General features: G+C 64.9%; 19 protein-coding genes and 4 pseudogenes. 7 read left to right on the plus strand and 16 right to left on the minus strand.

The annotated features are described in order from the left end of the window. Positions 1-7 precede the first annotated feature (7 nt). Positions 8-1,420 carry a DHH family phosphoesterase gene (locus ACFQH2_RS01785; RefSeq protein ID WP_377056245.1) on the minus strand — a complete coding sequence of 471 codons (1,413 nt, stop codon included), beginning with the start codon at positions 1,418-1,420 and terminating at the stop codon, positions 8-10. 124 nt (positions 1,421-1,544) lie between these two features. Between ACFQH2_RS01785 and ACFQH2_RS01790 the strand changes: the two genes are divergently transcribed. Then, complete coding sequence (locus ACFQH2_RS01790) at positions 1,545-1,904, plus strand: hypothetical protein (protein WP_377056247.1); 360 nt, start codon at positions 1,545-1,547, stop codon at positions 1,902-1,904. Here ACFQH2_RS01790 and ACFQH2_RS01795 read toward each other — a convergent pair. From ACFQH2_RS01795 to hemL, 6 genes and pseudogenes are all read right to left on the minus strand, one after another. After that, positions 1,905-2,650 (minus strand): annotated as a pseudogene (locus ACFQH2_RS01795) (uroporphyrinogen-III synthase). Then, positions 2,640-3,452 carry a uroporphyrinogen-III C-methyltransferase gene (gene cobA, locus ACFQH2_RS01800; RefSeq protein WP_377056251.1) on the minus strand — a complete coding sequence of 271 codons (813 nt, stop codon included), beginning with the start codon at positions 3,450-3,452 and terminating at the stop codon, positions 2,640-2,642. Before cobA ends, ACFQH2_RS01795 begins: the two are co-directional and overlap by 11 nt. Beyond that, positions 3,424-4,571, minus strand: a pseudogene (gene hemC / locus ACFQH2_RS01805) (hydroxymethylbilane synthase). Before hemC ends, cobA begins: the two are co-directional and overlap by 29 nt. A 69-nt stretch (positions 4,572-4,640) precedes the next feature. Beyond that, positions 4,641-5,111, minus strand: coding sequence for a DUF393 domain-containing protein (locus ACFQH2_RS01810; protein ID WP_377056256.1), 471 nt, complete (start codon positions 5,109-5,111; stop codon positions 4,641-4,643). A 59-nt stretch (positions 5,112-5,170) separates the two neighbouring features. Then, complete coding sequence (locus tag ACFQH2_RS01815; protein ID WP_377056258.1) at positions 5,171-5,344, minus strand: hypothetical protein; 174 nt, start codon at positions 5,342-5,344, stop codon at positions 5,171-5,173. 60 nt (positions 5,345-5,404) lie between these two features. Beyond that, entirely contained in the window at positions 5,405-6,742 is a 1,338-nt protein-coding gene (hemL, locus tag ACFQH2_RS01820; RefSeq protein WP_377056260.1) for a glutamate-1-semialdehyde 2,1-aminomutase, read from the minus strand. Between the two features lie 101 nt (positions 6,743-6,843). Between hemL and ACFQH2_RS01825 the strand changes: the two genes are divergently transcribed. Beyond that, positions 6,844-7,653 (plus strand): GIDE domain-containing protein, encoded by an 810-nt coding sequence (locus ACFQH2_RS01825; RefSeq protein ID WP_377056262.1) that lies wholly within the window; start codon positions 6,844-6,846, stop codon positions 7,651-7,653. Positions 7,654-7,861: 208 nt separating this feature from the next. On the opposite strand, the gene ACFQH2_RS01830 is transcribed toward ACFQH2_RS01825, so the two are convergent. From ACFQH2_RS01830 to ACFQH2_RS01845, 4 genes are all read right to left on the minus strand, one after another. Then, on the minus strand, positions 7,862-9,574 hold the full coding sequence (locus ACFQH2_RS01830) for an ammonium transporter (protein WP_377076384.1): 1,713 nt from the start codon (positions 9,572-9,574) through the stop codon (positions 7,862-7,864). 423 nt (positions 9,575-9,997) lie between these two features. Further along, complete coding sequence (locus tag ACFQH2_RS01835; RefSeq protein WP_377056266.1) at positions 9,998-10,702, minus strand: DUF5828 family protein; 705 nt, start codon at positions 10,700-10,702, stop codon at positions 9,998-10,000. A 95-nt stretch (positions 10,703-10,797) separates the two neighbouring features. Next, positions 10,798-10,980, minus strand: coding sequence for a DUF5786 family protein (locus ACFQH2_RS01840; RefSeq protein ID WP_377056268.1), 183 nt, complete (start codon positions 10,978-10,980; stop codon positions 10,798-10,800). A 95-nt stretch (positions 10,981-11,075) separates the two neighbouring features. Beyond that, on the minus strand, positions 11,076-12,173 hold the full coding sequence (locus ACFQH2_RS01845) for an NADH:flavin oxidoreductase/NADH oxidase (RefSeq protein ID WP_377056270.1): 1,098 nt from the start codon (positions 12,171-12,173) through the stop codon (positions 11,076-11,078). A 143-nt stretch (positions 12,174-12,316) separates the two neighbouring features. On the opposite strand from ACFQH2_RS01845, the gene upp reads away from it, so the two are divergent. Both upp and ACFQH2_RS01855 read left to right on the plus strand, forming a co-directional pair. Next, positions 12,317-12,991: a uracil phosphoribosyltransferase gene (gene upp / locus ACFQH2_RS01850; RefSeq protein WP_377056272.1), complete on the plus strand. Its 675-nt coding sequence runs from the start codon at positions 12,317-12,319 to the stop codon at positions 12,989-12,991. A 72-nt stretch (positions 12,992-13,063) separates the two neighbouring features. Continuing rightward, the gene (locus ACFQH2_RS01855) at positions 13,064-13,261 is read left to right on the plus strand and encodes a DUF7569 family protein (protein ID WP_377056274.1); all 198 of its coding nucleotides are present in this window, start codon (positions 13,064-13,066) and stop codon (positions 13,259-13,261) included. Positions 13,262-13,406: 145 nt separating this feature from the next. Here the strand turns inward: ACFQH2_RS01855 and ACFQH2_RS01860 are convergent. From ACFQH2_RS01860 to ACFQH2_RS01870, 3 genes and pseudogenes are all read right to left on the minus strand, one after another. Further along, positions 13,407-14,005, minus strand: a pseudogene (locus ACFQH2_RS01860) (IMPACT family protein). Between the two features lie 4 nt (positions 14,006-14,009). After that, positions 14,010-14,438: a hypothetical protein gene (locus ACFQH2_RS01865; protein WP_377076385.1), complete on the minus strand. Its 429-nt coding sequence runs from the start codon at positions 14,436-14,438 to the stop codon at positions 14,010-14,012. 135 nt (positions 14,439-14,573) lie between these two features. Next, a pseudogene (locus ACFQH2_RS01870) lies at positions 14,574-15,076 on the minus strand (amino acid-binding protein). A gap of 143 nt (positions 15,077-15,219) precedes the next feature. Between ACFQH2_RS01870 and ACFQH2_RS01875 the strand changes: the two are divergent. From ACFQH2_RS01875 to ACFQH2_RS01885, 3 genes are read left to right on the plus strand one after another with little or no spacing between them, the layout of a single operon-like run. Next, positions 15,220-15,405, plus strand: a complete 186-nt coding sequence (locus ACFQH2_RS01875; protein WP_377076386.1) for a hypothetical protein — start codon at positions 15,220-15,222, stop codon at positions 15,403-15,405. Positions 15,406-15,407: 2 nt separating this feature from the next. Next, complete coding sequence (locus tag ACFQH2_RS01880) at positions 15,408-15,590, plus strand: hypothetical protein (RefSeq protein ID WP_377076387.1); 183 nt, start codon at positions 15,408-15,410, stop codon at positions 15,588-15,590. Beyond that, positions 15,560-16,036, plus strand: a complete 477-nt coding sequence (locus ACFQH2_RS01885; RefSeq protein WP_377076388.1) for an ATP-binding protein — start codon at positions 15,560-15,562, stop codon at positions 16,034-16,036. The genes ACFQH2_RS01880 and ACFQH2_RS01885 overlap by 31 nt, the downstream gene beginning before the upstream one ends. Here ACFQH2_RS01885 and hisB read toward each other — a convergent pair. Then, on the minus strand, positions 16,033-16,620 hold the full coding sequence (gene hisB, locus ACFQH2_RS01890; protein ID WP_377056286.1) for an imidazoleglycerol-phosphate dehydratase HisB: 588 nt from the start codon (positions 16,618-16,620) through the stop codon (positions 16,033-16,035). The genes ACFQH2_RS01885 and hisB overlap by 4 nt on opposite strands. A 68-nt stretch (positions 16,621-16,688) precedes the next feature. After that, positions 16,689-17,417: a 1-(5-phosphoribosyl)-5-[(5-phosphoribosylamino)methylideneamino]imidazole-4-carboxamide isomerase gene (gene hisA, locus ACFQH2_RS01895; RefSeq protein WP_377056288.1), complete on the minus strand. Its 729-nt coding sequence runs from the start codon at positions 17,415-17,417 to the stop codon at positions 16,689-16,691. Positions 17,418-17,541 lie beyond the last annotated feature (124 nt).

Here is a 17,541-nt window from a genome sequence, read left to right on the forward strand (position 1 = left end):
CGCGTCGTCAGGAAAGTTGCTCGGCGACGATTCCGTCGGCGAGTTCGACGAACTCTGCTTCGGTACCTGCAGGAATCGTCGCACCGGCGGCGACGTCGTGACCGCCGCCGTCGCCACCGACCGCACGCGACGCCTCGCCCATCACGGCAGAGAGGTCGAGTCCCTCACGGACTAGCGAGTGGGTCCCGCGCGAGGAGACTTTCACCTCCTCGTCGTTCTTGTTGGCGAAGGCGATGATCGGCGTTCCGCGGTCGACGCCATCGGCCCCGACCGCCATTCCGGCGACGATGCCGACGATAGTCTCGCGGATGCGGTCCTCGGCGTGGAACCACTGGATGTTCCCTTCGCGGGTGACGCCCTCGGAGGTGACCCACTCGATCCCCTCGGAGAGGTTTCGGCGGTGATCCCGCAGAAGCTGTCTGGCACGGTCGAGCGCGTCGTCGCGGCTTCCGAGACAGACCGCGAGGCCGACGTCGGCGCGCTCGTAGCGAGCCGTCGCGTTCAGCAGCGTCGAGAACTCGCTGGCGTCCCGAAGCTCTGTCCCGACTGGCTCGGCGGTGAGCGAGTAGGTCGTCCCGATAAGGCCGTCTATCTTGCTGGCCGGGACGCCGCGCGAGACGGCGCGCTGGACGAGCGCGCTGGCGACGGTCTGGCGCTCGTCGTCGGTCAGATCGACCCACCGTCGCCAGTCACCGTCGGCCTGCAGGTCGAGGTCCAGGTCGTCGAGGAAGTTCATCGCGCCGCGCTCGTCGTTGCTGATGCCGGGAATGTACACGTCGGTCGAGTACTCCAGTAGCTTGGGGAGCGGGCGGGTCTGCTTGCCGTACAGCGAGAGGTCCGTCCCCTCGTCGAGGACGCCCGCGGCGACGCCGTCTTCGACGATCCGTTCGTTCGCGCCGACGAGTTCGCCGCCGCTTGCCTGCATGTCACCGACTGCACCGACGACGGCGAGACCGGCGAGGTCGCGGTTGTCGCCGCCGTCGGGTTCGAGCGCTCTCGCGAGTGCGTAGCTTGCGCCTGCGCCCGAGAGTTCGGACGCGCCGTTGATCCCGAACAGCAACGGGTTCAGGTGGTACTCGGTCTCCGCGTCGGCGGGCTGGTGGTGGTCGGCGATGACGGGTGTGAAATCGCCCGCCGCCTCGTGTTTGCTGATGATATCGAGTTGGCCGCTGCCGAAGTCAGTGAAGAGCACGACCTCCCGGTCCAACTCCGCGATCCCGGCAATCTCCGCCTCGTCTAGCTGTTTACTGAACACCGTCTCGAACGGGATGCCGGCGCGTTCGAGCGCGCTGGCCGCGATTGCGGCGCTTGTCAGGCCGTCCGCGTCGATATGCGACGCGAGGACGACCCCGTCCGCCTCGTGCAGTCGCTCGGCACACTCGGCTGCTCGGTCGGCGAGGTCGGGGATCGGAGCGTCCATCTACCGGGAGTTGTGCGGAATCGGGGTTAAACCTGCGGGTCCCGGACTGCTCGTCGAGCGCCTCTGTCCGGCCGACCGTAGAGTCGCCGGTAGCTATATTCCGGCTGAAATATCAGTTGCAAACATGTACGATCGTGGCCGGGGATCGGTCCCTATTTCGGACGTGACCGAGCGACTCACGTTGCTCGCCCTGATCTGGCTTGCCCATCAGGGCGAGACGTCCGCTCACGCTGAGGACGTGTGTACGGCCTGTGAAACGCAGTTCGGAGAGGCATCATCGGGCCCATCGGAGGAGGAGGTCGTCCAGCGGCTGAAACGCCTCGCTGGCAGCGGGTTCGTCGAACAGACACGCGTCGGCGAGCGGTCACCTGTCGGCAAAGGAAATCCGGCCTACGACCTCTCGGTCGACATCGAGACGGCGCTCGAACCGTTCGAAGCCGAGCGGCAGATCGCTTCGCTGCTGGAATCGATTGAGGCGTCGTAGCTACTCGTGATAGGTCGGTGCAACCTCCTCGACGACGTCGCAGGCGAGTTCCTCGAAATCGGCCCGATCTGGAATCACGTCGACGTCGATCCCGTAGTCGGCCGCGGTCTCGGCCGTCGGCGGGCCGATAACACCGACGACGCCGTCGTTCAGCCCCTCGATGGCCTGCTCGCGGAGTCCCCCTCCGCTGCGGCCTCCACGAAATGAGCGACGGTGAGCGACGACGTGAACGCGGCGGCAGCGAGGTCGCCCTCGGCGGCGAGTTCGGCAGAGGCCCCGGAGCCGTCGGGCCGAACGAGGCGATACAGGATCGTCTCGTGGACGTACGCGCCCGCCTCGTCGAGACCGTCGGTCAGCACGTCGCTACCATGATCGCTGCGGGCGACTTCGACGCGTTTCCCGGCCACGTCCTCGGCCAGGGCGTCGACAAGGCCCGCGGAGGTGTACTCCTCGGGGACGACGTCGACCGCGTAGTCGGCCTCGCGGAGCGCTTCAGCAGTGCTCTCACCGATGGCTGCGACGGTAGCGTCGCCGGGGTCCCAGCCCGCTTTTGCGGCGAGTTCCACGCCCGTCTTGCTCGTCAGGACGACGAGGTCGGCGTCGGTCCGGGGCGTCGCGTCGGTCGGTTCGACCGCCAGCATCGCGTCGGCCACCGGCGTTGCGCCCAGCGATTCGATCAGTTCGGCGGCCTCGTCGAGGCGCTCGTCGTCCGGTCGGAAGACGGCGACGGTCGTCTCACGCGGCATCGTCCCGCTCCTCGTGTGTGGCGTCAGGATCGTTTTCGAGGAAGTCGACCACGCGGTCGCGGGTCGCCGAAACCTCGCCGATGACCGTGATTGCGGGTGGTTCGATCCCCGCCTCGTCGCGGACGTCGACGATGGTCGAGAGCGTCCCCGTCGCGACGCGCTGGTCGGGCCACGTCGCGCGCTCGATCAGTGCAACGGGCGTGTCAGGCCCCATCCCGGCGTCGAGCAGTGCGGCCGTGTAATCGGAGAGTTTGCCGACGCCCATCAGGACGACGAGCGTACCGCCAGTGTTCGCCAGCGCCGCCCAGTCGACTGCTGACTCCTCTTTGGTCGGGTCCTCGTGACCGGTAACGAGCGAGACGCTGGAAGTGTACTCGCGGTGCGTGGCGGGGATACCGGCGACCGCGCCGCCCGCGAGCGCCGACGTAATGCCGGGGACGACCTCGAAGGGAACGCCGTGTTCGGCGAGGTGCTCCATCTCCTCGCCGCCGCGGCCGAAGACGAAGGGGTCGCCACCTTTCAGGCGAACCACGGTCTCGCCCTCGCTCGCGAGCTCGACGAGTCGCCGGTTGGTGTACTCCTGGGGCGTCCAGTCGCCGCCAGCCCGCTTGCCGACGTCCTCGCGCTTGGCCTCGGGTATCGAGTCGATGATGTCCGGGCCCGGCAGTTTGTCGTGAAGTACCACGTCGGCCTCGTCCAGCAGCCGACTGGCTTTCACCGTGAGCAGGTCGGGGTCGCCGGGGCCGCTTCCGACGAGGTAGACCTTGCCGACATCATCGGATTCCGACCCTCCGTCGCTCATTCCTCCTCGCCCCGCTTCGCTTCGCCCTCCCCTCCTCGCGGCGCGCTTCCTCGATCAGTTCTGCCGCGCCCTGATCGGCCAGATCCTCTGCGAACGCCCGGGCGTCACGGGCGTAGCGCTCGACAGCCAGATCCCGACTCGTCGCGACCGTCTCGCCGCCGTCGCGGCTATACACCTGCACGGTCGCGTTGACGTATTCGCCCTGCACGACGGCGTAGATACCGATCGGCGCGACACAGCCACCGCCGAGTTCGGCGAGAATCGTGCGTTCGACGCTCGTCTCGACGCGGGTCCGGGGGCTATCGAGGACGGTATGAAGCGTCTCGCCGACCTCGTTGTCCAGACTCGTCACCGCGATTGCGCCCTGGCCCGGCGACGGGACGAACTCGGTCATCGGAAGCCGCTCGTACTCGATGTGGTGGAGCAGACCGCTCCGGTCGAGCCCCGCCTCGGCGAGAACGATGGCGTCGTACTCGGTTTCTATCTCTCGCTCCATCGCGCGCCGTTCGATCTCCGCGAGGTCGGAGAACCATTCCTCGACGTCGCGGTCGTAAGGATGCTCGTACTCGTCGTTCTCGGTCTCGCCTTTCTTCTCTTTCTCGGCGTCCGTGCGCGCCTCGTGTTCGGCCTGCATGCCGGGGGCGAGCAGTTTCTCGATCCGGGTGTCGACGTTCCCGCGGAGCGGTTCGACCGTCAGCTCCGGGCGCGCGTCGAGCAGTTGTGCCTGCCGGCGCAGGCAGAGGTGCCCACCGTCGCATCGTCCGGGAGGTCTTCGAGGCTGGTGCCGTCCGGCGTCACCAGCACGTCGCCTGGCGACCCCCGGTCGGGGATGCCCGAGACGATCAGTTCGTCCGGCTGGTCGGTCGGCATATCCTTCATCGAGTGGACCGCGGCGTCGACATCCCCGTCGAGGACTTTCTCGTCGAGGCTACGGACGAACGCGCCGGTTTTGCCGAGGCGATGGATCAATTCGTCGCGAATCCGATCACCCTTCGTCTCCACCTCCACCAGTTCGACGTCCTGTCGACGGTCTTCGAGGGCCTCTTTCACCGTCGCCGCCTGGCGGAGGGCGAGATCCGAACTCCGTGTCGCCAGACGGATCGTATCGCGTGTGCTCATACCCTGGTGTCTATCTGCCACGGTGAAAAGCACGTTCTTTGTCCGACGGCGGGCCGCCGAGCGGTCGTGTCAGACGCCAGCACTGGGATCGGAGTCGCCCGTCCCGTCGACGGCATCCTCGAGGGTTTCGACTGCGTCGGCATCCCCTACCTCACGGAGCGCGGAGAGTGTCGCGACCGCCTCCTCCGTCAGCCGGTAGGTGTCGTGGTAGTCGTCGGGATCACGCCCACGGCGGGAGAGCGCGCCGACCACGCTCGCGATCCGGTCGTAGTTCTCGCGCACGAGCGAGCCGACGATGCTGGGCGTCCCTGCCCGGTCGGCTAGCTCCTGGGCCGCGGACCGCCCCGCGTACACCCGGCCCTCGTCGGGGTCGACCAGCACCATCGCGAAGGGGCGCTCGCCGAACTGGGCGTCGAGAAACTCCTTGACGGGATCGGCGTACCACGAGACAGCGACGATATCGTCGAGCCGTTTCAGCGCGACCGCCGCAACCGAGCAGTACGGACACTCGCCATCGAAGATCAGGACGGAGCCACTCATTAGGCGTACCAGGGGTTACACAGGCATAAACGCCACCCCGGGACCGGAAGAGGGGGCGCTCACTCGGCGAAGTAGCTCGTGAAAAAGCCCGAGAGAAAGGCCGTAATCGCGACCGACAGTGCGACCTCCGAGAGGCCCCACGGTCCGTCGTCGTCGTCCGCGAGTGCGACCGTGATGCCGACGCTGATGACTACCGAGATGATGCCGTTGACGAGGTGTTTGAACAGGCCCATACTCGGTAGACGACCGGATCGGAGAAATAGGCTACGCCGATTCGGTACTCGTCCGTCCCCCTACAGCGCCTCGTCGTACGCCTCCAGCAGCGTCTCGATGTCCGCCTCGGTGTGGGCGTAGCTGACGAACTGGGACTCGTACTGGTTGGGGGTCAGGAAGATCCCCTGTTCCTTCATCGCGGGCCAGAACAGGCGTTCCCAGCGCTCGTCCTCGCAGTCGGCCACGTCCGCGCCGTTTTTCGGGCAGTGCTCGTAGCGCGGGCAGTCGGCGCGCTGGCGACACCCTGACTCGCACTGGTCGCCGGTCGACGAGGGGCCATCGCGGGTAAAGAGTACTTTGAACATGCTATCAGACCCCGCAACGGTGTAGCTTGGCGCTCGGTCTGCGACGATCTCGGTCAGCCCTTCGCGCAGTTTCTCGCCCAGTCCGTTGACGTGCTCGTAGACGTCGTTTTCCGCGGCGTAGCTGAGCGACTCGTAGCCCGCCGCCATCGTTACGGGATGGCCGGAGAAGGTGCCGGCCTGGAACACGTCGCCAGCAGGCGTGAACTGTTCGATGATCTCGGCTTTGCCGCCGATAGCGCCGACCGGGAAGCCGCCACCGACGATCTTGCCGAACGTCGTCACGTCCGGCGTGACGCCGAACTTGCCCTGGGCACACTGGAGTCCGCCCACGCGGAAGCCCGTGATGACCTCGTCGAAGATCAACAGCGAGTCGTGATCCTTGGTCAGATCCCGCAGCGTTTCGAGGTAGCCGTCGACGGGGTGGACGATTCCCATATTTCCGAGGATCGGTTCGGTGAGCACGGCGGCGATCTCGTCGCCGTGGGCCTCGAATACCTCGGTGATCGCCTCGCTATCGTTGAACGGGACCGGAATCGTGTGCTGTGCGAACGCCTCGGGAATACCGTTGGTACTCGGCGTCGGATGCTCGGGGTCGCCCTCGACGAGCGTCGACTCCTGTGCGCCGTGATAGCCGCCCTGCATGACGACGATCTTGTCGCGGCCGGTGTAGCCCCGGGCGAGTCTGACCGCGGAGACGGTCGCCTCGGTGCCGCTATTGACAAAGCGGGTCATCTCGACGCTCGGGACGTGCCGGGCGACGAACTCCGCGAGGTCGACCTCGATCTCGGTGGGTGCGCCGTACATCGGCCCTTCGCTAACCGCCGACTGGACGGCGCTCTGGACCGGTTGCGGCAGGTCGTGGCCGTACAGCAGCGGCCCGTAGCCGTTGACGAAGTCGAGATAACGGTTGCCGTCGGCGTCGATCACGTGGCCGCCGTCGCCGCGCTCTACGAAGAACGGATACGGTCGGATCGCGCGCACGGAGGAGTTGACGCCGCCCGGAATCGACGACAGCGCCCGGTCGTACAGATCGCGAGAACGCTCGTGGTTCATGCGGTTGGGTTGGGGCGCGCCGGTAAAGTTAGTACCGGCATCTGCCGGACAGTCGGGACCACCCCCTCCTGCTGGGCCGCCTGTCGAGCGGAACCGATTTGATGGATAGCAGACAACATCCGATGATGCTCTTCGAGATAGCCCTCCTGACCGGCGCCGCTCTCGTCGCAGGCTACTTCCTGTTCGACGGCGGCCGCAGACTGCGTACGGTGTATCACATCCTGCAGAACGATCCGATCGACGTCCGGTCGGTCAACGGCCACACCGGCCCCGTCGAGGTCGAGGGGACGGCGGTCCCCGACGACGACCACGGAACCATCACGGCACCCTTTAGCGGCGCGGAGTGTCTCGCCTGCTCGTACGAGGTCCAGGAGCTACGCTCCTCGGGGAAACATTCGAGTTGGCAGACCCTCGACGAGGGGCAGGGCGGCGTCGACTTCGTCGTCGACGACGGCACGGGCCGGGTCCGCGTCGATCCACAGGGATCCGATATCCGTCTCGAGGGCGACACGCTCACCGTCTCGCCCGGCACCGAACTCCCGGATCGATTGGCCAACTACGTCGAGTCGACCGAGGAGGTCGACAGGCAGGACGGCACCATGAACCTGCTCGTGACGGAAGTGAACACGGGGAACAAACAGCGATTCATCGAGCGTCGCCTCGACGTCGGCGAGACGGTCTACATCTACGGACAGGCAAGGCGAGGCCCCTCGGCGGGTTGGGGGAGCGACCTCGTCGACGCCCTGATCAGTGACGGGAAGGCCATCCCCGTTTTCGTCGTTTCGGATACCGACGAGCGCGGGACGGCGTGGCGCTTCGCCCAGGGCGGCATCTGGCGGGCCGCCCTCGGCGTCGTGATCCTCGTCATCGCCACCGCAGTCGTGCTACCAGCACTGCTGGGCGGGCTGTAACCGGCAGGATGACGCGGGAGGACTGGTGAACGGTTCAGCAGTCACTGATCGGATTGCGTCTGTAAAAAATGAAGAGGGACCCGCCGCAGGAGCCACCTGCCAGCGCGTCCCGGAGGAGTGGACGTGGAACCGTCCGAGAGGACCAACGGACCGTTGCGCCAACCAGTCGCATACGGCCCAGAAGTTTGCACTGCGTCAGCGCCGTGAGTTAGTTCCCCCAGACCGCATCGGGTCCGGTTTTACCAGTTCGTACTTGCGTCGCGTCGTTGACAGGCATCACGAAGATCTTGCCGTCACCGGGTTCGCCGGTGTTGGCACCCTCACGGATCGCCTCGACGACTTCGTCGACGGGCACGTCCGCGACGACCGTCTCGATCTTCACTTTCTGGTGCAGATCGACCGTGTACTCTTCGCCGCGCCACTGGCCCTTCTTGGCGGGCTGACTGCCGCGGCCGGAGACGTTCGTCACCGTCAGCGACGGTGCGCCGACTTCCGCTAGCTGTTGTTTGACGTTGCTGAGTCGGTCCGGACGAACGATCGCGGTGATCATCTTGATCGGCGTCTCGTCTTCGACCTCACCACCGTCAGTGCGAAGCTCTGACGAGGATCCGTCTTCGACTTCACCACCGTCAGTACGGATCTCCTCCACGCCACCGTCCGCGGCGACGTCGGGCGAACCGAACTCGGGGTAGGTGTCGACGCCGTGCTCTGAGACGTCCAGTCCGTCACGCTCGTGTTCGGGGGAGACGCGGGCCTGTCCCGCAGCCTTGAACGCCCCGAACACCGCGGCCGTAGCGACGACCGTCCAGATCGTGATGACGCCGACGCCGACGACCTGACTAACCATCGTAACACCGGAGCCGGAGACTGCCATGCCGGGCAGAGCGATCATGATCAGACCGATCATGCCGGCCGTCCCGTGGACCGGGAACACCGCACAGACGTCGTCGATCTTCAGGTTCTGCTCGACGAACTTGAAGACGAACGGAAGCTGAAGACCGGAGACGAGCGCGATGATCATTGCGCCGTACCAGGTGACGATGTCTGCGATACCGGTGACACCGACCAGTCCAGCCAGCAGACCGTTCGCAACGTAGAGCGTGTCGACCTTGCTCGTCAGGTACAACGAAGCGATGCTGGCACCGATCGCACCCAGCGCCATGCCGAGCGTCGTTGCGAGAGCGACACGACCGACGTATGCGAATCCTTCAAGTGCGATTCCGCTGTCGGTGACTGCGAACACGTTGACCGCCGTGCCGACGTTGAAACCGTACCAGCCGAAGGCGAGGATCAGCGTCCCCAGAACCGCGAAGGTCATCGAGTGGCCGGGAATGACGTTGACGCTCCCGTCATCGTTGTACCGACCCATGCGTGGGCCGAGTACCCAGGCCGCGGTGAGCCCCGCAACGCCGCCGAGACCGTGCACGATCATGCCACCGGCGAAGTCGTGGAAGCCGAACGATTCGAGCCAGCCACCCCAGCCGAGACCGCTAACGAAGGGGTAGATCACTGCCGCGAGCACCAGCGTGTAGCCGACGTACGCGCGGAGTTTCGCACGCCCGGCGACGGCACCGGAGACGATCGTCGCCGCGGTCATGGCGAACACCGCCCCGAAGAGCCAGTTGACCCAGGCGCCTGATTCGCCGTTGATCGTCGAGGCGTACAGTTCAGTCGCCGAGCCACCAGTCGTGAGCGCGGCGGTCGCGCCAGAGACTGCTGCGCCGACGAAGAAGAACGCGAAGACACCGAGTGCCCAGGTCAGCAGGTTCTTGGTCAGCTGGTTCGCCACGTTCTTCGAGCGAACCTGGCCCGATTCGAGCATGGCGAAGCCAGCGTGCATGAAGAAGATCAGGAAACTGACTACCAGGATCCACAGAAGGTTGACACCCTCTGCGAGGACAGCGATATCGGCTTCTACCATACGACCACCTCTGACACTGCCGAAGGCTCACGGAGCGTTATTGACTGATCGTCCAGCAATTCCACCTTATTTCGCACGTTCATGACTACCATTGCGATTGAGGGTAATGAAACAACCCAATATAAGGGTTAGCGTTTACATCCTGGCACATTCTCTGTCCCTAATTGGAATAGGTCCAGAATAAGGTTTGATTATATTAGTATAAGGTTGTAAATCTCCCTGTAAAGGCGTCACAGTGACCGAAATTTGGACAAACAGTAAAACTCGCGCTCCCGGGTGCGAGCGACCGTAGAACGTCGGTTGCTCGGTCGCGGATAGGGCTTTACGCAGAGTTTTCACTACTAAACGCCGTCTAAGACGCTCTCGCGTATGTTTAGAGAAAAGTTGTCGGAGCCCGGCATCACTCGCATTTCTCGCGCGCGCTCAGTTCGTCGTCGACTTCGAGCGGCCGTCCGCGTCGTCCTCGGGTGGCTCGACGCCCTCGACGGCCTCGGCAACCTCGGTGTCTTTTTCGGTGTCGATATGCCACCGATCGATCGTGTCCTCGTACTCGGCGAGTCGTTCGGAGACGTCCTCTTTCAGATCGTCGTCGTTGACGTTGACCTCGAAGATGAACTCCTCCTCGTCCCCGTTGGTCGACTGCTGGAGGTTCGCACTGATCAGTTGGTTGTCGAAGTAGTACGGCGCAAGTTGGGTCATCACCCGCTGGTAGACCGTGTCCTCGACCTTGCGCAGCGCTTTCCGGCCAGCCGAGTCGGCCGCCCGGGCGACGTAATCGATGGACTCGCCCCACTTGCCGACCGCACCTTCGGTGTCGTCCTCGTCGAGTTTCTCGTAGGACTCGCTGAGTTTCTCACCCGCCGTCTTGATGTCCTCGTCGGGTTCTTTGCCCGCTTGCTCACCCTTCCCTTCCTCGACGCTGGCCTGTTCGGCCGTCTTCTCGCTGACGTCCTCCTCGATGCGCTCGTGGGTTTTCGGTCGCCACTCGTCCCACTCGGCAAACGCGTCCGCGTACTGACCACCCTCATTAACATCGACGTCCCTGAGAGCGCGCGAAATGCGTTCACCATGCTCGACGACATCTCCCCACGTTCCTCGGATCTTGAATCCCGAGATGCTCTCTTCCATGGCCGTAGTTCCCCGCTAAAACAGGCGTCTATATACGCTTTATCCCTGCGCCCCGGTACTGCGACACACTCTGTCGCACGACCGACGGGGTCGGATTACTCCTCGTCGTCGTCGTCTCGCATCTGGTCGAGTCGGCCGACCAGATCCTCGGTCGACTCGTCGGTATCGAAACTGACAGCCCCATCGTGGTCGTTTTCGCGGACGGTGACGGCCTCGTCATCGTCGGTTTCGACGTTCTGATCCTGTTGTTCGGACTCATCGTAGCTACCAAAACCCATACTAAGTTACACGGAGGGCAACGACAAAGGTAGTTCGGTTCGTAAGCGGGCTGGTAAGCGACCGCGAATAACCGGATGAGCGTCCGGAAGACCGCTCAGAACGCTCGCTCGTACTGCGGCGGGACGTCGATCCGGTCCAGGGCGTCGAGTTCACGTGCCGCGCGGAGGGCGAACTGCGGATCACGGAGGAACTCCCGCCCCACGATTGCGAGGTCAGCCCGGTCGTTACGGATCAGGGCGTCCGCCTGCTCCGGCGTCGTGATGCCGCCGACCGCGCCGATACTCACGTCCTCGCGTGCGTTCTCACGGACGCCCTCGGCGAGGGGCACCTGATAGTTCGGGCCCGCAGACGGTAGCTGTTGATCGGGGTGGATGCCGCCGCTGGAGACATCGATCAGGTCCACGCCGACAGTGGCAAGCCGATCCGCGAGTCGGCCCGACTGCTCGACTGTCCAGGAGTCCCGATCCGGGAGCCAGTCGGTGCCCGAGATGCGGACGAACAGCGGGTGGTCGGCGGGCCAGACTGTCCGTACCGCCTCGCAGACCTCCACGACGAACCGACACCGGTTCTCGAAGCTTCCGCCGTACTCGTCGTCGCGCTCGTTGGTGACCGGCGAGAGGAACTCGTGAAGCAGGTAGCCGTGTGCGGCGTGGATCTCGGCGACTTCGAAGCCGGCGTCGAGGGCGTGCTCTGCGGCCTGCGCGAAGGTGTCGACCAGTTCTGCGACCTCCTCGCGGGAGAGCGCGGCGACGTCGACCGGCGACTCGTGACCGGGATACGGAATCGCGCTCGGCGCGACGGCCTCCCAGCCACCCTCGTCGGGCGGAAGCGGTCCGCGCCCATCCCACGGTCGTGCAGTGCTTGCCTTCCGACCCGCGTGGGCGAGTTGGATTCCGGGGACGCTCCCCTGCGAGCGGATGAACTCGGTGATCGGCGCGAGCGCGTCGGCGTGCTCGGCGCTCCAGATGCCCAGATCCTCGGGCGAGATCCGGCCGCACGGCTCGACGGCGGTCGCCTCGGTCATCACGACGCCGGCACCACCGACCGCACGTGCGCCGAGGTGGGTCCGATGCCAGTCCGTCGCGAGGCCGTCACGGTCCTCACAGGAGTACTGACACATCGGCGAAACCATCACGCGATTGGAAATCTCCGTCCCACGCAGTGTGAACGGGGAGAACAGATCGTCTGTCATCGTTGTAGATACTCACCGCGGGCACAAAGACACGGTGATCGCCGACGGAAAGCAAACGAGTGAAACCCTCAGTGGGACGACAACGCCGGACACGGGCGGACGCAGACCGATAGCTTATACTCGCCGGCCGATGGAATGCCGATATGACCATCGAAGACCGAGACGAGGCACACGTCGTCACACACGCGCTCGCGAAAGACACGCTCTCGAAGATCCGGGACGTCGAGACCGAGCAGGTCGCGTTCCGCAAGGGACTCGTCAAACTCGGCCGGATCTGTGGCTACGAGATCATCGACGGCCGGATGGAGACGGAGTACGTCTCGATCGAGACGCCGCTCGAAGAGACGATGGGCGAGCGCGTGAAAGGGCTGGAAGACGTCGTCATCATCAACGTTCTGCGCGCGGCGACACCGTTCGTCGAGGGACTGCTCAAGGCGTTCCCGCGGGCCCGCCAGGGCGTCATCAGCGCCAGTCGAAACGAGCATGCCCGCAAGGACGACGGCTCCTTCCCGATCACCGTGGACTACGTGAAACTGCCCGAGATCACCGAGGACGATACCGTCATCGTGGCCGACCCGATGCTTGCGACCGGTTCGACGATGTGTACGGTGCTCGATCACGTGCTGGAGAACTCACCCGAGCCAGAGCGCTTCATCGTCCTCTCGGCCGTGAGCGCGCCCGACGGCCTGATGCGCGTGGGCGACTCGTTCGACGAGGTCGACCTGCTGACGGTCGCAATCGACGACCATCTCGACGACGACGGCTTCATCGTCCCCGGCCTCGGCGACGCCGGTGACCGCGCGTTCCGGACGCAGTGAGTCGGTCGCGGGAGCGGACCGCTGCTCCCGGACCACTAGAGCTTTGTGCGAGAGGGACACACGTCGGGGTGAATGTCGAACTCGTGTGACAGTTGTGGCGAGCCAGTCTCCGATCCGCTCGCACGGACGGTCCGGCTGACAGTCGATCGCTCACAGGTCGACACCCAGCGGCTCTGTCCGCCCTGTTTTGCCGACTGGATCGGCCGCTACCGTGCGGAGATGGAGTCGGCCGACGAGCCGCTCAACGACGACGAGATCATTGTCGACTGACCGACATAATCGTGATCAGTGAGCGGGATCGCGAGGGAGATCGAACCCCATTGCTTCGGGTTGAAAACAGGTAGCAGAGAGTCGAATCGGCCGGGAGAAAGTTCCGTACGAAACGGGCCATTGTGGAGGGGTCTCTCCCGTCGACTCACTCGATATCGGCCCGGCCGCTCGTTGCGCTCCGGAGTCGGTCGCGTACCGTCGGGGCGTCCTCGACAGGCACCCGAACTTCGAAGACCACGTGTTCGTCGTACGACGCGTCGAACTCGACGCCGACGCTTTCGAGGATGCCACGCACCGTCCCGGAGTCGTCGTAGTCGACGGTGATCGAGAGGCGTTCGTGGGGGCGCTCCTCCACGACGCCCGCGGCGTCGAGCGCGTCCTTGACGGCCCGCGAGTACGCCCGCGCTGCCCGCCGACGCCGAGGTTCGTCCCGCCGTAGTACCGCGTGACGACGACGGCGACGTTCTCGATTTCTTCTTGCTGAAGGACGTTGAGCGCCGGCTTGCCCGCAGAGCCGGCTGGCTCGCCGTCGTCGCTCGACCACTCGCGGAACGGATCGGCGCGAACCCGGTACGCGGGGACGTTGTGCGTCGCGTCGTCGAACTCCGTTTCGATAGCGTCGACGAACGCCTCCGCACGTTCCGTGCTTTCGACGGGGGCGATGTGACCGATGAACTCCGAGCCTGTCACCTCGAACGAGGCCCTGGCGCGCTCGGCGACGGTCAGGTAGGTGTTATCGGCCATCGACTCACTCCTCGGATCCATCGGGAGAGTCGGCGGTCAGCCTGCTCTGTGACGGATCGGTCCCCGAAGTGTACTCCTCGTACAGCAGGGCCACGAGGATCAGCAACAACAACGTCTCCGCCGTTTTCGAGACGCCGTCGATCGGCGAGCCGACGAGGTGTTCAGCCAGCAGGAAAAGCGGATTCGTGTCGTGGCTCGGTTCGGGCGTCCGCTGAATCCAGGGGACGACCACAGTGTGCCCGGCGAGATGCCAGTACGCCCAGCTAAGAATATAGGTCAGCATCAGGCCGATACCGAGTACGTACGCCCGGACGCGAGAGAGCACGCGCTGGCGAACCAGCAGGACCGCGGCGAGAATCCCGACCGCCGAGGCGACGAACAGGAGCGGGCGGGGATCCCAGTAGATCGGCTGATCGATCCGGGCGGCCGTCACCAGCCGTGGGATGCCCCAGTAGAGATGGAGGCCGGCGACGACCGCCGCCAGTTGTACCGCAGTGAACTCGAGTGCCCCCGTGCGCTGTCGTCCATACTCGCGTTCGGTTCCTGAAGATCAATAGCCCGTCGGTCCTCACTTGAGTTCGAGCGATCGGACGAACGGCAGGTCCGTGAGTTCGTTGATCAGATCGCCCGGGAGTGGCTGGTCAGTAACGATGTACAGCCGTGGCTCGTCGGTGAATTCGGGATCCTCGCTGATCGTCTGCCGGATCGAGACGCCCTCCTCCGCGAGCAGTGTCGTCACCGTCGCGACGATGCCTTCCTGTTCCGCGTCGGTGACCTGGATCGAGAGGACGGTGAGATCGAGGACCGGAGCCAGATCCATCAGGCTCGGCACCTGTGAGATGTTCTGGAAGATCCGACGTAGCTCCTCGTCGTCGAGTATCGCGTCGGTCGTCGAATCGACCACCCGACGGTCGACATCGATCTCGCGGGCGATACCGGTGTTGGGAATCTCGATCCCACCCGAGACGACGCGCCCCTCGTCGTTGACCGAGAAGCCACGCTCCAGCAACAGGCGAATAACTGCCTGCTGGGAGGGGCTTCCTCGAACTTCTCCATGATCTCGTCGAACATTCGTGTCCGTCCGAACGTCCGGGGCGCACTTATAAACAGGGTCACGGATCGACGCTCGACCGGGGAATGTGAACCACTCACATGTATTGATGGAGTTTATAAGTCGACCGCACTTGTGTGTAGATCAGTTCATGCGTCCCACGATGGACGTGGTCTACGCTGGCGAGGCGGCAACCGATCGTGACGCCCGATCGGTCCGGTCCTCAGGGCGAGACGGCGTGACCATACGAACGACCACAACGGTTGACGAAACCCTCGACGCGCTCAAAACGCGACTGCCGGACGTCCTCATCGTCGAGCACGAGTTAGCAGCCGATGGAACGACCTGAACGTGGTCATCGGCCACGCCGAACACCTGGCCAGAAACACCGACGACGAGGAGAGTGCCGCGCAGGCGAGGACGCTGATCGAGCAGGCCCAGTCGCTGGTTGACCTCGGCGACAAGGCGAGACAGACCGAACGAGTGCTGATCCCGATACCAAAGTGTACGCGGAGCGCGCACAGTCGCTCCTGACCGGCCTCGTCGAGGAGGACGAGAGCCAGCACGACGGCGTCTCGATGGTCACCGAGTTCGCCCACGACGAACCGTTCGAGATCGATCAGCGGGTCCGGATCGCCGTCGATAACCTCCTCGAGAACGCCATCGAGCACAATGAACGACCGGTGACGGTGACGCTCAGGACCGAACGGGACGGCGATGGCCGCCTCCGTATCAGCGTCGAGGATGACGGCTCCGGCATCCCCAAGACCGAGCAGTCCGTTCTCATGGGCGAACAGGAGATCACGCCACTCAGTCACGGCAGCGGTCTGGGGCTCTGGCTGGTCGTGTGGGTCGCACAGACCGTCGGCGGCGAGGTCGAGTTCGACGAGAGCGAAACGGGCGGAAGTGTAATAACGCTAATTATTCCTCACCGCCAGACGGATCTCGACGAGAGCGACGGGACGACCTCGGACGTTTAGAGTTCTCCTTTGGTGCTCGGCGTATCGCTGCGCCGCTCGTCGATCCGGGTCGCGTCGTCGAGCGCGCGGGCGGTCGCCTTGAACAGCGCCTCGATCTCGTGGTGGGCGTTCTCGCCAGTGACCTCCGCGTGCAGGGTGAGTCCGGCATTCATCGCCAGCGAGCGCAGGAAGTGTTTCGCCATGTGGCTGGTCATCCCGCCGACGGCACTCTGTGAGAACTCGCCGTCGAACTCGAACAGCGGGCGACCGGAGACGTCGACGACGATGCCGGCGACGGCCTCGTCGAGCGGTACTTTCCGGTCTGCGTAGCGGACGATACCGCGCTTGTCGCCGAGCGCCTCCGCGAAGGCCTCGCCGAGGACGATAGCCACGTCCTCTATCGTGTGGTGGTCGTCGATCTCCAGGTCGCCGTCGCAGTCGACGGTCAGATCGAACAGGCCGTGCTTGGCGAACGATTCGAGCATGTGATCGAAAAAGCCGATCCCGGTGTCGACGGCGGCGTCGCCGTCGCCATCGATTTCGACGGTGACGTCGATCTCGGTTTCGGCCGTCTCGCGGGTGGCTGCCGCGGCGCGGTCGGTCATACCGGCGTCAACGCACCCGAGCACTATGGTTCCTGCGTCTCTCGATGTCGACACGAGGGGCCGAAGGCTCAGTCCAGCGCCGCCCGCGCTTCGTCGAGGGTGAACTCGCCCTCGTACAGCGCGCTCCCCACCACGACCGCGCTCGCACCGGCCTCGCGCAGGTCGCGGATGTCCTCGATGGAGGCGACGCCGCCGCTGGCGATGACGGGGATGTCGACCGCCTCGACGACAGCGTTCACCGGTTCGGTCTGAACACCGTCCAGTCGCCCCTCGACGTCGACGTCAGTAAAGAGAATAGCGCCAGCACCGAGGTTCTCGTACCGGGCGGCGGCCTCGGCGGGGTCGATTCCCGTCCCCTCGGTCCAGCCCTCGACGACGACCTCGCCGTCTTTCGCATCGAGGCTCACGACGACGCTGCCGGGATAGGCCTCGCTGATCTCGGCAACGAGGTCGGGGTCGTTCACCGCGGCGGTGCCCATGATGACGCGGTCGAGACCGCGGTCGAGCAGGTCCGTGGCGTCCTCTGCGGTGCGGATGCCGCCGCCGAGTTGGAGGTCGACGCTGGTCGCCTGGAGGATTCGCTCGACGGCCTCGGCGTTCGCTCGCTCGCCCTCGAACGCCCCGTCCAGATCGACGAGATGGAGCGTCTCCGCGCCTTGGTCGATCCATCGCTCGGCGGCGTCGACGGGGTCGCCGTAGCGTTTCTCGGTGCCGCGCTCGCCCTGCACCAACTGGACGACCTCGCCGTCCTGTAAGTCCACCGCCGGAACGACCTCGAACTCGGGGAATGCACTCATGTGGGTCCGCAGGCGGGGCGGCGGCCTAAACCCTCCGAAGCAGTGGCGTCGGCTCTCCGACAAAAGCTACCGTTCACCACGACCGTCACTGTCAGGCGGTGTGGTTGGCGTATCGGGCAGATTA

It is taken from the genome of Natronoarchaeum sp. GCM10025703, assembly GCF_042661985.1.
In the GTDB taxonomy this organism is placed as follows: Archaea; Halobacteriota; Halobacteria; order Halobacteriales; family Natronoarchaeaceae; genus Natranaeroarchaeum.